12 protein-coding genes are annotated in these 15022 nt (G+C 71.9%); 4 read left to right on the top strand and 8 right to left on the bottom strand.

The window, feature by feature from the left end; translation table 11 throughout:
* Positions 1-7: 7 nt before the first annotated feature.
* Positions 8-1162 (top strand): bifunctional glutamate N-acetyltransferase/amino-acid acetyltransferase ArgJ, encoded by a 1155-nt coding sequence (gene argJ / locus AC3YO9_RS04435; RefSeq protein WP_489982266.1) that lies wholly within the window; start codon positions 8-10, stop codon positions 1160-1162.
* Here the strand turns inward: argJ and AC3YO9_RS04430 are convergent.
* From AC3YO9_RS04430 to AC3YO9_RS04405, 6 genes are all read right to left on the bottom strand, one after another.
* Positions 1159-1749, bottom strand: a complete 591-nt coding sequence (locus AC3YO9_RS04430; RefSeq protein WP_127784502.1) for a TetR/AcrR family transcriptional regulator — start codon at positions 1747-1749, stop codon at positions 1159-1161. The two genes, argJ and AC3YO9_RS04430, sit on opposite strands and share 4 nt — an antisense overlap.
* A complete protein-coding gene (locus AC3YO9_RS04425) occupies positions 1746-3224 on the bottom strand; it encodes an MFS transporter (protein WP_489982265.1) in 1479 nt (492 codons plus the stop codon). Before AC3YO9_RS04425 ends, AC3YO9_RS04430 begins: the two co-directional genes overlap by 4 nt.
* A gap of 186 nt (positions 3225-3410) precedes the next feature.
* A complete protein-coding gene (locus tag AC3YO9_RS04420) occupies positions 3411-5063 on the bottom strand; it encodes an acyl-CoA synthetase (protein WP_489982264.1) in 1653 nt (550 codons plus the stop codon).
* A gap of 50 nt (positions 5064-5113) precedes the next feature.
* Positions 5114-6616 carry a carboxyl transferase domain-containing protein gene (locus tag AC3YO9_RS04415; RefSeq protein ID WP_489982263.1) on the bottom strand — a complete coding sequence of 501 codons (1503 nt, stop codon included), beginning with the start codon at positions 6614-6616 and terminating at the stop codon, positions 5114-5116.
* Positions 6617-6741: 125 nt separating this feature from the next.
* Positions 6742-7833, bottom strand: coding sequence for an inositol-3-phosphate synthase (locus AC3YO9_RS04410; protein WP_127784497.1), 1092 nt, complete (start codon positions 7831-7833; stop codon positions 6742-6744).
* Complete coding sequence (locus AC3YO9_RS04405; RefSeq protein WP_489982262.1) at positions 7826-8518, bottom strand: PadR family transcriptional regulator; 693 nt, start codon at positions 8516-8518, stop codon at positions 7826-7828. Before AC3YO9_RS04405 ends, AC3YO9_RS04410 begins: the two co-directional genes overlap by 8 nt.
* A gap of 170 nt (positions 8519-8688) precedes the next feature.
* Here AC3YO9_RS04405 and AC3YO9_RS04400 point away from each other — a divergent pair, with 170 nt between their 5' ends.
* Together AC3YO9_RS04400 and AC3YO9_RS04395 are read left to right on the top strand one after the other, a co-directional pair.
* Positions 8689-9099: a DUF5318 family protein gene (locus tag AC3YO9_RS04400; RefSeq protein ID WP_164860714.1), complete on the top strand. Its 411-nt coding sequence runs from the start codon at positions 8689-8691 to the stop codon at positions 9097-9099.
* Positions 9100-9229: 130 nt separating this feature from the next.
* Positions 9230-11353 (top strand): transglycosylase domain-containing protein, encoded by a 2124-nt coding sequence (locus tag AC3YO9_RS04395; RefSeq protein WP_489982261.1) that lies wholly within the window; start codon positions 9230-9232, stop codon positions 11351-11353.
* Positions 11354-11464: 111 nt separating this feature from the next.
* Here the strand turns inward: AC3YO9_RS04395 and AC3YO9_RS04390 are convergent, their stop codons facing one another.
* On the bottom strand, positions 11465-12355 hold the full coding sequence (locus AC3YO9_RS04390) for an SGNH/GDSL hydrolase family protein (protein WP_127784493.1): 891 nt from the start codon (positions 12353-12355) through the stop codon (positions 11465-11467).
* A gap of 194 nt (positions 12356-12549) precedes the next feature.
* Between AC3YO9_RS04390 and AC3YO9_RS04385 the strand changes: the two genes are divergently transcribed.
* Positions 12550-14163 carry a glycosyltransferase family 87 protein gene (locus AC3YO9_RS04385; RefSeq protein ID WP_489982260.1) on the top strand — a complete coding sequence of 538 codons (1614 nt, stop codon included), beginning with the start codon at positions 12550-12552 and terminating at the stop codon, positions 14161-14163.
* 24 nt (positions 14164-14187) lie between these two features.
* On the opposite strand, the gene AC3YO9_RS04380 is transcribed toward AC3YO9_RS04385, so the two are convergent.
* Positions 14188-14958 carry a deoxyribonuclease IV gene (locus AC3YO9_RS04380; protein WP_489982259.1) on the bottom strand — a complete coding sequence of 257 codons (771 nt, stop codon included), beginning with the start codon at positions 14956-14958 and terminating at the stop codon, positions 14188-14190.
* Positions 14959-15022 lie beyond the last annotated feature (64 nt).

Below are 15022 nucleotides of genomic sequence, written 5' to 3'. Positions count from 1 at the left end.
GGGGACCATGACTGCGACACCGGGGCCCCAGGGTTACTACGTGCACACCGCAGAGGTGGGGGTGGGCAACGACGGCCGCGCCGACCTCGCTGTCGCCGTCTCCCAGACCGACACCGTGTGCAGCGCCGTCTACACCCGCTCGCGCTTCGCCGGCCCCAGCGTGCTGCTGAGCAAGACCGTGGGGGCTGACGCCCGGGGCGTGGTGGTGGTCTCCCGCAACGCCAACGTGGCCACCGGGGTGCAGGGCGTGACCGACGCGATGGAGGTCCGCCGGCTGGTGGCCGAGGCCGTGCAGGCCGACGCCGAGCAGCTGCTGGTGGCCTCCACCGGCGTCATCGGCCGGACCTACCCGATGGACGCCATCCGCGGGAACATCGCCGCCTGGCCCACGCCGCCGCAGCCGTCCACCTGGGACGACTTCGCCACCGCGATCATGACCACCGACACGGTGCCCAAGATCGTCAGCCGCACCGTCGGCGACGCGACGGTCCTGGGGGTGGCCAAGGGCGTGGGGATGATCGAGCCGAACATGGCCACCCTGCTCACCTTCTTCTTCACCGACGCCGAGATCGGTGCTGCCGAGCTGGACGAGGTGTTCCGCGCGGTGGTGGCCACCACCTTCAACGCGCTGAGCATCGACACCGACACCTCCACCAGCGACACCGCGGCCGTGTTCGCCAACGGTGCTGCTGGCCCGGTGGACCGCGGCGAGCTGCAGGAGGCGCTGCACGCCGTGGCCCTGGAGCTGGTCACCATGATCGCCCGGGACGGCGAGGGCTCGTCCAAGCTGATCGAGGTGACGGTGACCGGTGCCCGCGACGACGCCCAGGCCAAGCGGGTGGCCAAGTCGATCGTGAACTCACCGCTGGTGAAGACGATGGTGCACGGCGCCGACCCCAACTGGGGGCGGGTGGTGATGGCCGTCGGCAAGTGCGAGGACGACACCGACATCGACTCCGACAACGTCACCGTGTCGCTGTGCGGCCAGCACGTGTACCCGCACCTGCTCGACGCAGCGCAGCTGGCGGAGCTCAGCGAGGTGATGCGCGGGGACACCGTCACCATCGAGGTGGGCCTGGGCATCGAGGACGGCAGCTTCACCGTGTACGGCTGTGACCTCACCCGCGGCTACATCGACATCAACGCCGACTACACCACCTAGCCGGTCGGTCCGGTGTGGTCGATGAGGGCTTGGACGGCGGGACCGTACATCGCCACCACCTCCTCGATGGGCATCAGCGCGTCCCCGGGCCGCCGGAACACCTCGGTGACCAGGCTCAGGCCCAGCAGCTGCGCGCCCACCAGCACCGCGCGGGCCCTGGCCTGAGCCCCGGGCAGGCGGGCACCGAGCACGTCGGCGAAGTCCTCCACGATCACCGTCCGCAGCCGCGACATCCCCAGCTCGGTGGACTGGGAGTGCAGCAGCGCCAGCAGGCTCTCGCCGCTCTGCCCGGACCGCAGCTCCACGATGGCGCGCCGGACCAGCTCCGGGCCGAGCCGGTCCAGCGGTACGTCGGTGACGTCGCCGAAGTGCGGTCGCGGACCCAGCGCCTCGACGAAGAGCCGCTCCTTGCTGTCGAAGTAGCGGATCACCAGTGCCGGGTTCACCCCGACGTCGCCGGCGACCTGCCGCAGCGTGGTGCCGCCGTAGCCCTGCTCGGCGAACCGGGCCCGGGCGGCGGTGAGCAGCTCCTCGCGGGTGGCCGCTGCGTCGCGTCGGCGCGGCGGCGTGCTGGTGTGGGTGCTCATCGGGGGGTGCGTCCTGCTCCCGCCGCGACGCGGGCGTACACCGGCGGCGGGCCGGCGGCCGTGGGGCGGGGCAGACCCACCAGCACCACCACGCAGGCCACCGCGCAGCACACCCCGGAGATCGCGAACGCCAGGGTGAAGCCGCTCTCCGCGGGGATGGCCGGCACCCCGGCCGGGGTGCCCGCCACGTGCCGGGCGGCGAGGATGGTGGCCACCGCAGCCCCGGCGATCGCGCTGCCCACCGAGCGGGAGATGGAGTTGAGGCCGTTGGCGATGCCGGTGTGGGTCTGCGGCACGGCTGCCACGATGAGCGCGGGCATCGCCGCGAACGCCAGCGCCACGGCCACCGAGGTCAGCATGCCCGCGACGATGATCTCCCAGGGGTGATCGTGCGAGGCGGCGAACCACGCGAAGCTGACCGTGCCGATGCCGGTGCCCACCGCGAGCACCACCCGGCCGCCGAAGCGGTGCACCAGCCGTCCGCCGATTGGGGCGGCGACCACCCCCAGCAGCGCACCCGGCAGCAGGTAGGCCACCGACGCGCGCAGCACCGAGGCGCTGAAGCCGTACCCGGCGAGGCCCTCCGGGACCTGCACGAAGCTCGAGGTGCCGAGGAACTGGCCGAACATGGCGAACCCCAGCAGCATGCCGGCGATGTTGGTGGCCAGCACCGGCCGGTGCACGAACATGCCGATGTCCACCAGCGGGTCGTCGACCCGCCGCTCCACGGCCACCCACACCGCGGCCATCACCGCGCTGCCCAGCAGGCACCCGATGGTCAGCGGCGAGGTCCAGCCCCACGAGCTGCCCTGCGACAGCGGCATCAGCAGCAGCGCGAGGGTGGCACCGAGGGTGAGCGCGCCCAGCACGTCGGTGCGCCCCCGCGTGGTGGTCTGCGGGTCGGGCACCAGCAGGAACACCCCGACCAGCGCCACCGCGGAGAGGGCGAAGGCCAGCCAGAACACCCGGTGGTAGCTGCCGCCACCGGTGGTGAGCAGCCCGGTCGCGACCAGTCCGGCGCCGCCGCCGATGGACAGGGTGGCGCTGACCACGGCCATGCTGGTTGGCAGCTTGTCGGCGTCCACCTCGTCGCGCAGCACGCTGATGGCCAGCGGGAAGATGCCCGCCGCCGCGCCCTGCAGCACCCGGGCGACGATCAGCAGCGCCAGCGAGGTGGTGGTGGCGGCCAGCAGCGACCCGGCGAGCATGAGCACCAGGCAGCCCAGCAGCACCTTGCGCTTGCCGTGCTGGTCGCCGTAGCGGCCGAGCAGCGGGGTCATCACCGCCGCGGCCAGCAGGTTGGCGGTGACCACCCAGCTGATGCCCCCGGCCGAGGTGCCCAGCGTGGACTGCATCAGCCCGAGGATGGGGACCACCAGGGTCTGCAGCATGGCGACGGTCATGCCGGCCAGGGCGAGGCCCAGCAGGATGGTCCAGGACGGCCGGCCGGTGCGGCTGGGCAGAGGTCTGAGCACGGGACACCGTTCTGGCTGGGGCGCGAGAGGCCTCGCAGGTCGTCAAGCGTTGACCTCCCACGCTAGAGCGGCCCCGACACACATGTCAACGACGGGTTACTTGCCGGGAGCACCGAGCCCCGGACACGCCGGCACGTGCTGGGCCAGGCTGGGCGGCGTCCAGGCCTGCCCACCGGGCGCGCTTGGTCAGCTCGACGCCCGGTGCGCGCTGGTGGGGCTGGCGGGGGCGGAGCGGTGCGCGGGCTCGTCGGCCTCGGTCAGCGTGCGGGCCCACCGGTAGTCGGGCTTGCCGGCGGGTGAGCGGCGGATCTCGTCGGCGAACCACAGCGCCCTGGGCACCTTGTAGCCGGCGATCATGGTGCGCACGTGGGCGTCGAGCTCGGCCAGGGTGACGCCAGCGCCGGGCCGGCGGGCGACCACCGCGGCCACGGCGGTGCCCATCCGCTCGTCGGGAACCCCCACCACCAGGGCGTCCAGCACCGCCGGGTGCGACTTCAGCGCGCCCTCCACCTCCTCGGGGAAGACCTTCTCGCCGCCGGTGTTGATGGACACCGACCCGCGGCCGAGCATGGTGACCGTGCCGTCGGCCTCCACCCGGGCGTAGTCGCCGGGGATGGAGTAGCGCACGCCGTTGAGCTCGCGGAAGGTCTCGGCGGTCTTCACCGGGTCGTTGTAGTAGCCCAGGGGGAGGTAGCCGCTGCGGGCGAGCATGCCGATCTGCCCGGAGCCCGGCTGCACCGGGACCCCGTGCTCGTCCAGGACCTGGGTGGAGGAGTCGATCTTGACCACCGGCCCCGCCGACCCGGCGGTGTCGGCGGAGACCACGCCCATGCCGCTGAACCCGGTCTCGGAGGAGCCGATGGAGTCGGTGATGAAGGCGTGGGGCAGGGCCTCGAGGTACTGCCGCTTGACGCTGGGTGAGAACAGCGCCGCGGTGCTGGTCAGCGCCACGACCGAGGAGGTGTCGTAGCGGCCGGAGAGCAACCCGTCCATCATCGGTCGCGCCATCGCGTCGCCGGTGATGAACAGGACGTTCACCTGGTGCTTCTCCACGATCTGCCAGGTGCGCTCCCCGTCGAAGTCCGGGTACACCACGGCCTTGCCGCCGGTGAACAGGCTCTGCAGCACCGCCCACTGCGAGCCGCCGTGGATGAACGGCGGGATGGGGAAGCGGGTGGCCTGCGGGCTCTCCGCGCCGGTGCGGGCCTGCTCCCACTCGTCGGCCAGGTGCTCGCCGGTGAGGAAGCTGATGCCCCCGCCCAGCACCCGCCACACGTCCTCCTGGCGCCACATCACGCCCTTGGGCATGCCCGTGGTGCCGCCGGTGTAGATCATGTAGATGTCCTCGCCGGAGCGTTCGCCGAAGTCGCGCTCGGGCGAGGCCTGCCCCAGCGCCGCCTCGAGCTCGAGCGCACCGAGCGCGGTCAGGTCAGCGCTGCTGCCGTCCTCGACGGCGACGAAGCTGCGCAGCCGGGGGCAGCGCGAGGCCACCGCGGCGACCTTGTCGGTGTACTGGCGCTCGTGGATGAGCGCGACCATGTCGGAGTTGGTGAACAGGTACTCCAGCTCGGGCTCGGCGTAGCGGAAGTTCACGTTCACCATCACCGCGCGGGCCTTGAAGATGGCCACCATCGCCTCGACGCACTCGATGGTGTTGCGGCTGTACAGGCCGACCTTGTCGCCGGGCTGCACGCCCTGGGCCAGCAGGTGGTGGGCCAGCCGGTTGCTGCGGTCCTCCAGCTCGGCGTAGGTGCGGGAGCGCTCCCCTGACTCCAGGGCCACCCGCTCCGGGACGAGGTCGATGCAGTGCTCGATGAGGTCAGCGATGTTGAGGGCCACGTCGCTGAACCTAGAAGGTGATCTGCGTCACCACAAGGTCTTCGCGGCAGTCAGCCCGGCAGCCCCAGGGTGCGGTAGCGCTGCCAGCGGGCGGCCAGTCGCTCCTCGGTGCCCGCACCCAGCACCGCAGCCAGCTCCTGCGACAGCGTCGCCCCCATCCGGGTGCAGAACGCCTCGCTCTCCTCGGCCGCGTCCGGGTGCTCCACCACGATCCGGTCCACGATGCCGGCCGCGGCCAGGTCGGCCGAGCGGACCCCCTGCTCGGCGGCCATCTGCGGCGCCTTCTCCGCGGTGCGGTGCACGATGGCGCTGGCCCCCTCCGGCGGCAGCGGGGACAGCCAGCCGTGCTGGGCGGCGACCACCCGGTCGGCGGGCAGCAGGGCCAGCGCGGCGCCGCCGCTGCCCTGGCCCAGCAGCACCGACACGGTGGGCGAGCGAGTGGTGATGAGGTCGGCCAGGCAGCGGGCGATCTCCCCGGCGAGGCCGCCCTCCTCCGCGGCCGGCGACAGCGCCGCCCCCGCGGTGTCGATCACTGTGACCAGCGGCAGGCCCAGCTCCTCGGCCAGCCGCATGCCGCGGCGGGCGGTGCGCAGCGCGGCCGGGCCCAGCGGGTCGGCGGTGGTCTGGCGGGCCCGGTCCTGGCCCAGCACCACGCAGGGAGCACCGCTGAAGCGGGCCAGCGCCAGCAGCAGCGACGGGTCGGACTCGCCCTCCCCGGTGCCGTTGAGGGGCACCACGTCGGTGGCCGCGTGGCGCAGCAGCGCCCGGACCCCGGGCCGGCGCTCGTCGCGGGAGCGGGTGACCGACTCCCACGCCTCGACGTCGGGCACGTCCTCGTCGGGCACCCTGGGCACCTCGAGGCGGCGCGGGGCCATCAGCACCGCCAGCGCCCGGTCGATCAGCCCGGCCAGGCCCTCGGCGGGGATCACGCCGTCCAGCAGGCCGCAGCGGTGCAGGTTCTCCGCCGTCTGCACGCCCTCGGGGAAGGGAGCGTCGTAGAGCGCCTCGTACACCCGGGGGCCGAGGAAGCCGACCAGGGCCTGCGGCTGGGCGATGGTGACGTGGCCGAGCGAGCCCCACGAGGCGAACACCCCACCGGTGGTGGGGTGACGCAGGTAGACCAGGTAGGGCAGTCCGGCGGCCTTGTGGGCGGTGATGGCGGCGGTGATCTTGACCATCTGCAGGAAGGCGATGGTGCCCTCCTGCATGCGGGTGCCCCCGGAGGCGGTGGTGGCCAGCAGCGGCAGGCCCTCGGCGGTGGCCCGCTCCACGGCGCTGACCAGGCGCTCGGCCGCGGCGACCCCGATGGAGCCGGCCAGGAAGCTGAAGTCGCAGCCGATGAGCGCCACGGGGCGCCCGCGCACCAGCCCCTTGCCGGTGAGCACCGACTCGTCCAGCCCGGAGCGCTCGCGCGCCTTGGTCAGGGCAGCGTCGTAGCTGGTGCTGCCGGGCACCGGGACGAGTGGCTGGTCCCAGGACTCGAAGGTCCCGTCGTCGACCACGGTCTCCAGCAGCTGCAGCACGCTCGGGCGGTCGGGGGCCTCATCGGTCATGGGCGGTCATCTTTCCCTACGCCAGAGTAGTTCGTTACCAACACCTTTGGGAAAAAGCACGGCGCCCGCCCCACCGAGGTGGGACGGGCGCGCACTGGTGCGGGGGGAGGTGGGAGCCGGCTGGCTCAGGCCTCGCCCTCGCCGGCGATGAACGCCTCCAGCTGGGTGCGGGCGACGTCGTCGGCCAGCTGGCGCGGCGGCGACTTCATCAGGTAGCTGGCGGCGGCGAAGACGGGGCCACCCACGCCGCGGTCCTTGGCGATCTTGGCCGCGCGCACGGCGTCGATGATGATGCCGGCGGAGTTGGGCGAGTCCCAGACCTCGAGCTTGTACTCCAGGCTCAGCGGCACGTCACCGAAGGCGCGACCCTCGAGGCGGACGTAGGCCCACTTGCGGTCGTCGAGCCACGCCACGTAGTCGGACGGGCCGATGTGGACGTTGTTGGCGCCCATGTCGCGGGTCAGGTTGCTGGTGACGGCCTGGGTCTTGGAGATCTTCTTGGACTCCAGGCGGTCGCGCTCGAGCATGTTCTTGAAGTCCATGTTGCCGCCGACGTTGAGCTGCATGGTGCGGTCCAGCTGCACGCCGCGGTCCTCGAACAGCTTGGCGAGCACGCGGTGGGTGATGGTGGCGCCGACCTGGCTCTTGATGTCGTCACCCACGATCGGCACACCGGCGTCGACGAACTTCTGCGCCCACACCGGGTCAGAGGCGATGAACACCGGCAGGGCGTTGACGAACGCCACGCCTGCGTCGATGGCGGCCTGGGCGTAGTGCTTGGCCGCGGCCTCGGAGCCGACCGGCAGGTAGCAGACCAGGACGTCGACCTCGGCCTCGCGCAGCGCCGCCGCGACGTCGACCGCCTCGGCGTCGGACTCGGTGATGGTCTCGGCGTAGTAGCGGCCGATGCCGTCCAGCGTCGGGCCGCGCTGCACGACGATCCCGGTGGGCTCGACGTCGGCGATCTTGATGGTGTTGTTCTCGCTCGAGACGATGGCCTCGTTGAGGTCGAAGCCGACCTTCTTGGCGTCCACGTCGAACGCGGCGACGAACTCCACGTCGCGGACGTGGTACGGGCCGAAGCGCACGTGCATCAGCCCGGGCACCGTGGTGTCCTCGGGGGCGTCGCGGTAGTACTGCACGCCCTGTACCAGGGACGAGGCGCAGTTGCCCACGCCCACGATTGCCACGCGCACGCTGGTGCGATTCTCAGCCATGGTCGGCCTCTCCTCTGTTGGTTCGACTATCGGTCTGGGTGCTGCGGTGAGCAGCGGGTCTTGCCGTGGTGCTCTCGAGGGGGCTCGAGGTCGGCTCCGTGGAGCCTCCCGTGGTCGTGCTGTCCTCGCTGGTGCGTTCCCCCGTGGTGCTGTCCCCGGTGGTGGCTTCGCCCTCTGCCACGATCAGCTCGTTGAGCCAGCGAACCTCGCGCTCGCTGGTCTCCAACCCGAGTCGGTGCAGCTGGTGGGTGTAGCGGTCGATCTGCTCGCCGGCCCGGCCCATCGAGGTGCGCAGTCCCTCACGGCGCTCCTCCACCTGCCGGCGGCGGCCCTCGAGGATCCGCATGCGGGCCTCGGCCGGGGTGCGGCTGAAGAACGCCAGGTGCACCCCGAAGCCGTCGTCGGTGTAGGTCTGCGGCCCGGTGTCGGCCACCAGCTCGGCGAAGCGCTCCTTGCCGGCGACGGTCAGCTGGTACACCCGACGGGCGCGCCGCTTGGTGCCGGTGCCGTCTGGGTCGGCCTCCTCGGTGATCAACCCGTCGGCCTGCATGCGTCGCAGCGTCGGGTAGAGCGAGCCGTAGGAGAAGGCACGAAAGGCGCCGAGCAGACCGGTCAGTCGCTTGCGCAGCTCGTAGCCGTGCATCGGTGCCTCGTGGAGCAGACCGAGCACAGCGAGCTCAAGCATGGTCCACCTCCTCGAAACGTTTGCGATGCAGTCACTGACTATATCGCGCCGATACATTGAGCGCGCGCCGCGGGCCGGTGTCCGCAGGTGACGGGCGTGTGTGGGCCCGGTGCCGGGTGCACATCCGTCCTCAACCCGGCAAACGCCGCACGTACTCTGATCACGTGTGGATGCAGCGACAGGTGGTGGACTACGCGCTGCAGCGCCGCGCCCTGCTCGCCGACCTGCACTCCGGCCGCACCGACGTCGCCGACGTCTGCGACGCCCATCCGTGCCTGCTCCGGGCGGCGAAGTTCCACGGCCGCACCAGCAACGTGACGTGTCCGGTGTGCCGCAAGGAGCCCCTCACCCTGGTGTCGTGGGTGTGCGGGGAGCGCCTCGGAGCGGTGTCGGGCTCGGCACGCAGCCCGGAGGAGCTGGTGCGGATGGCCACCACCCAGGACGAGTTCTCGGTGTACGTGGTCGAGGTGTGCCGCACGTGCAGCTGGAACCACCTCACCCAGTCCTACGTCCTCGGCGCACCGGCGGCCAGCCCGCCGACCGCCCGCCGCAGACGCTCGCGCAGGACCGCCAGTGAGTGACGCACCCCGACCTCGAGGCCGACGCAGAACCATGGAGAACCAGCACGTGACCGACACCCAACCCGCCAGATCCCGACGCAGGGACGGCGGACGGCCCCCTGGCTCCACCCGCTGGCGCACCGTGCGCAGGGTGGCCTACGGCCTCGTCGGGCTGGCGATCATCGGCCCGATCGTGGCGTTCATGGTGGCCTACCTGCTGGTGGACGTGCCGCAGCCGTCCGACCTCAAGGCCAACCAGGTGGCCACCATCTACGCCCAGGACGGCAACAACCAGATCGCCCGCATCGTGCCGCCGGAGGGCAACCGCACCGACGTCACCATCGAGCAGATCCCCACCAGCACCCGCTTCGCCGTGCTGGCGGCCGAGGACCGCTCCTTCTACTCCAACCCCGGCTTCTCCATCACCGGCACCGCCCGGGCCGCGCTGAACAACGTGCGCGGCGGTGAGCGCCAGGGTGGCTCGACCATCACCCAGCAGTACGTGAAGAACGCCATGGTCGGCGACGAGCAGACGCTGGTCCGCAAGTTCCGCGAGCTGGTCATCTCCACCAAGCTGGCCCAGCAGACGTCCAAGGACGACATCCTCGCCGCCTACCTCAACACCATCTACTTCGGGCGCGGCTCCTACGGCATCGCCTCGGCCTCGCAGGCCTACTTCGGCAAGGAGAGCAACGCCCTCACCGTGGCCGAGGGCGCGGTGCTGGCCTCCACCATCCGCAGCCCCTCCGCGCTGGACCCCACCGACCACCCCGAGGCGGCCGAGCAGCGCTGGAGCCTGACCCTCGACGCGATGGTGCAGGAGGGCTGGCTCACCGCAGACGAGCGGGCCGCGCAGGTCTACCCCAAGGTCCTGCCCCCCGCCGACCCGGACATGACCAGCGGGACGCAGGGCCCCAGCGGGCTCATCGTCCGCCAGGTTCGCAGCGAGCTGGTCACGGCGGGCATCAGCGAGCAGCAGCTCAACACCGAGGGCCTGCAGATCACCACCACCATCGACCCCAAGGCGCAGCAGGCGGCGGAGGCCAGTGCGGCCAAGACGCTGGGCGGGCAGCCGCCCAACCTGCGCGCGGCGGTGGTCTCGGTGGACCCGCGCAGCGGCGCGGTGCGGGCCTACTACGGCGGTCCCAACGGCAGCGGGCTGGACTACGCCCAGTCCACCAGCCGCCCGCCCGGCTCCTCGTTCAAGGTCTTCGACGTCGCTGCCGCCCTGAAGAAGGGCATCTCGCTGAACAAGACCTACGACGGGTCCACCCCGCAGACCATCGCCGGGCAGAAGATCACCAACTCCGAGGGCGCCTCCTGTGGCCGGTGCACCCTGGCCACCGCGCTGAAGCTGTCGCTCAACACCGTCTTCTACCAGCTCACGGTGGACGTCGGTCCGCAGGCGGTGGCCGACGTCGCCCACGCCGCCGGCGTCCCGACGGTGTTCCCGGACACCAACCAGCGGACGCTGCAGGAGGCCGACGGCCCGCCCAACGCGGGTATCGGCCTGGGCTCCTACCCGGTGCGGCCGATCGACATGGCCGCCGCGTACGCGACGCTGGCCGACAACGGGATCCAGCACGACCCGTACTTCGTGCAGAAGGTGGTGACCGCCGACGGCAACGTGCTGCTGGACCGGGGTCTGCCGCAGGGCACCCGGGCCATCGACGACGCCATCGCCAAGAACGTCACCGCAGCCATGGAGCCGATCGCGGCGTACTCGCGCAACCACAACCTCGCCGGGGGACGGGAGTCCGCCGCGAAGACCGGCACCAACCAGCTGGGCGAGACCGGCAACAACCGGGACGCCTGGATGGTCGGCTTCACGCCCTCGCTGTCCACCGCGGTCTGGGTGGGCAGTGACGGCGACGACCCCATCAAGACCAGCGGGGGCGCCAACATCTACGGCTCAGGGCTGCCGTCGGACATCTGGAAGTCGACGATGGACGGGGCGCTGCAGGGCACGCCGCAGGAGCGGTTCCCCAACGCACCGGCCCTCAACGGCGGCTCGGGCGGGGTGCCCGCGGAGACCTCCTCGGCCACGCGCAGCACCGGCACCACCACGCGGCCGAGCACCACCACCTCCACCCCGGCGCCCACCACCACCGCGCCCACCACCACCCCGACGCCAACGCCCACCACCACGGCGCCCACCACCACCCGGGCGCCGAGCAGCACCACCTCCGCGACCACGACGACCCCGCGGACGACGACCAGGACCGCGGCGCCGGGGCCCACCACCACGCTGCCGGCCGAGGCGGAGGACGACTAGCCGCACCACGGACCAGCACACGACGGGACCAGCACACGACGACGGGACCAGCCACGTGGCTGGTCCCGTCGTCGTCGTGGGTGCCGGGCAGCGCCCGGCGGCTGGTGCTGGCTAGCCGACCAGCGCGGGCTGGGGCTGGGTGCGGGGCAGCTGAGCGGCGAACGCGTCGGCGATCACCTGGTAGCCCGCCGGGTTGGCGTGGATGTCCGGGTCGTCGGTGCACATGTAGGTGAGGGTGCAGATCTGGTACACCGGCAGCGGCACCGGGCCGACGCCGGGCAGGTCCCGCGCCTCCAGGAAGCGGTAGCTGTCAAAGGCGGCGGAGACGTCGGCCACGCGCACGCCGAAGCCGCTGTAGACCGCACCCTGCACGGAGTTCACCGCGTAGGAGAACAGCGAGGTGAGCGCAGCGGTGAAGACGCCGCTGCCCCCGTCGAGGTAGGACGCCAGGAACGGGTTGTAGTAGTTCATGCCCACGAAGACCGGGTGGGAGGTCACGGCCGCGACGTTGAGGTCCAGGACGATGCGGGGCAGGTTCTTGCTGATCGTCCCGAGGCCGTCCACGGCGCAGCGGATGTCGATGGAGCCGCCCTGCGCGCACTTCTGGACGTCGTTGGCGCCGATGTCGTTGGTGATGTAGCGGACCTGACCCGGGTGGTTGCGCAGGAAGGTCTTGGCTGCCTCCAGCTGGGAGACGGCACCGTCGTAGGTGCAGCGGCCGCCCTCGATCATGGTGGTCGTGGTCTCGCCGGTACAGCCGAGCTTGACCAGCTCCAGGGTGGGCTCGGTGACCTTCAGCTGGGCGTACAGCTTGTCGGCGTAGCCCTCCTCGGTGTCGCCCGCGGGCTGGCCGTCGTGCGCCGGCTGGTAGCCCACCGACAGCGAGTCGCCGAGGGAGAGCAGGTAGGTGGTGGGTTGCGGGGCTGCGGTTGCGGCGGCCTGGGAGGTGGCGGCGGCAGCCAGGGCGACAGCCAGGGCTCCCGCGAGGCGGCGAATGTTCATGTGGTCCTTCGATCGTTCGGTGCGGCGGAGAGCCAGTGACCGGCGCCTCGCAGTGTGACTTCGGGTGCGGCGGAGCGCGAGTCGACTCCTGGAGAGTCTTACGCCTAGTAGTCCATTAAGTACAGAACGTGAGTGTTTGCCGCGAGCCGTCACCGGCGGCCGCCGGTCGCGACCGGCTGCGTAGGGTCGGGTCCGTGCCTGGTGACCCCCGCGGACGTGTCGCGCCTGCTCGCCTCGCCGACGACACCCGCGGGCTGCGGCTCGGCGTCGACCGGGTGGCGCCCACGCGCACCGATCCCCTCGTGGCGCAGGCCAGCGAGCTGGTCGGGGGGCCGGTGGGCCGCCACGCGCTCGTCGGACGGGTGCGGTTCTTCACCCCGCTGCGGATCATCCTGCTGCTCGCGGTGGTGTTCCTCGCCCTGGGCTGGTTCGCCAAGGCGCCGTGCCTGCAGCAGACCGGCCCGGCCTCGGCCCTGCAGCTGGACTGGGGAAACGGCCGCCAGTACCTCGCGATGTGCTACTCCGACACGGTCCCGCTCTACGGCGCCGAGCACCTCGACGAGGGCGCCCTGCCCTACAAGAAGTCGTGGGTGGAGAACCCGGGCACCGACCAGGAGCAGGTTCGCCACATGGAGTACCCGGTGCTCACCGGGATGTACCAGTACGGCGCCATGCTGGTGGCCAAGAGCTGGTACGTGCTGGCCCAGCAGGGCGTGCTGCCCGGCGCGCTGGAGGTGGTCCTCTACTTCACCGTGGTCGCGCTGGGTCTGGCGCTGGCCTGGCTGGTGACGGTGTGGGCCACCGCCGTCGTCGCGCGCCGACGCATCTGGGACGCCGCGCTGGTGGCGGTGTCGCCGCTGGTGGCGGTGCACGCCTTCACCAACTTCGACGCGCTGGCCACGGCGGCGGCGGCGGCCGGGCTGCTGGCCTGGGCGCGCAGGCGGCCGGTGCTGGCCGGCGTGCTGCTCGGCCTGGGCGGGGCGGCCAAGCTGTACCCGCTGCTGCTGCTGGGCCCGTTGCTGCTGCTCTGCCTGCGCAGCGGTGACCTGGCCCGCTGGCGGCAGAGCCACTGGTGGCGCGCCCTGGGCGGGGCCGCGCTCGCCTGGGCGGCGGTGAACCTGCCGGTGGCGCTGCTGTACCCGGAGGGCTGGAAGGAGTTCTACCGGCTGAACTCCGTGCGCGGCGCCGACCCGGACTCGCTGTACAACGTGGTGCGCTCCTTCACCGGCTGGGCCGGCTTCGACGGACCGCTGGCGCACGGGCAGTCCCCGAGCGTGCTCAACGCGGTCAGCCTGCTGCTCTTCGTCGCGGTCTGCGCCGGGGTGGGCTGGCTGGCGCTCACCGCGCCGCGGCGGCCGCGGGTGGCCCAGCTGTGCTTCCTGCTGGTGGCCGGCTTCCTGCTCACCAACAAGGTGTGGAGCCCGCAGTACTCGCTGTGGCTGGTGCCGCTGGCGGTGCTGGCCATCCCGCGCACCCGGCTGCTGCTGGGCTGGATGGCGCTGGACGCGCTGGTGTGGGCGCCGCGGATGTACTACTACCTGGGCACCACCAACCGGGGCCTGCCCGAGCAGTACTTCACCGGGGCCGTGGTGCTGCGCGACGTGGCCGTGCTGGCGCTGGTGGTGCTGGTGGTCCGGGAGATCTACCGACCGCAGCAGGACCTGGTGCGCGCCGACGGCATCGACGACGACCCGGTGGGCGGCGTGCTCGACCGCGCGCCGGACGAGCCCCCGCGGTGGTTGCCGCAGTGGCTGCGCCCCCGCTCGCCCGACGCCCGCCCGGCCCTGGCCCAGCCGCGCCCGGTCTAGCCGGGACCGGCCGCGCCAGTGGGCTCAGTCCAGCACGCTGTGCAGGTACTCCAGGTCGGCGGCCATCCCCGCACTCGGCGTCTCCAGCACCACCGGCGCCTGTGCGGAGCGGCAGACCGCCGCGAGCACCTCCGGCTCGATGGAGCCTTCGGCGATGTTGGCGTGGCGGTCGCGGGCGGAGTTGAACTCGTCGCGGGAGTTGTTCAGGTGCACCAGGTCGATGCGGCCGGTGATGGCCCGCACCCGGTCCACCGCGTCCACCAGGTCCTCCCCGCCCGCCCAGGCGTGGCAGGTGTCCAGCACGAAGCCGGCGCCCAGGTCGCCGACGGCGTCCCAGAGCCGGGCGATGTCGTCGAAGCGCCGGGCCATGGCGTTGTCCCCGCCGGCGGTGTTCTCGATGAGCACCGGCACGGCGAAGCCCCCTGCGTCGTTCTGACGCTCAAACATCTTGCGCCAGTTGGCAAAACCCTCGGCGGGGTCCTCGCCCTCACGGACGTGCCCGCCGTGCACCACCAGCCCGAAGGCGCCGATGGCCGCAGCGGCCTCGGCCTGCTGGGTCACCGCCTTGCGGGAGGGGATGCGGATGCGGTTGTTCAGGCTGGCCACGTTGATGACGTAGGGCGCGTGCACCACCACCTGCACGTCGCTGGCCAGCAGCGCCTCGGCCTGCGGGTGCGGCGTGGGCTTGTGCCACTTCTGCGGGTCGGTGAGGAACAGCTGCACGACCTCGGCACCGAGCTCGGTGGCGGTACCGATGGGGTCGCTGTCGTTGCGGACGTGAGCACCTATGCGCATCGCCCCAGCGTAGGGTCCCTGTCCGCCAACGACCGTCACCGGCCCGGCACCCGATCGTTAGACT

This window comes from Rhodococcus sp. Z6_132 (assembly GCF_058133635.1).
The sequence above is the reverse complement of the archived record's forward strand: the minus strand, read 5'-3'. Positions and strand labels throughout refer to the sequence as shown.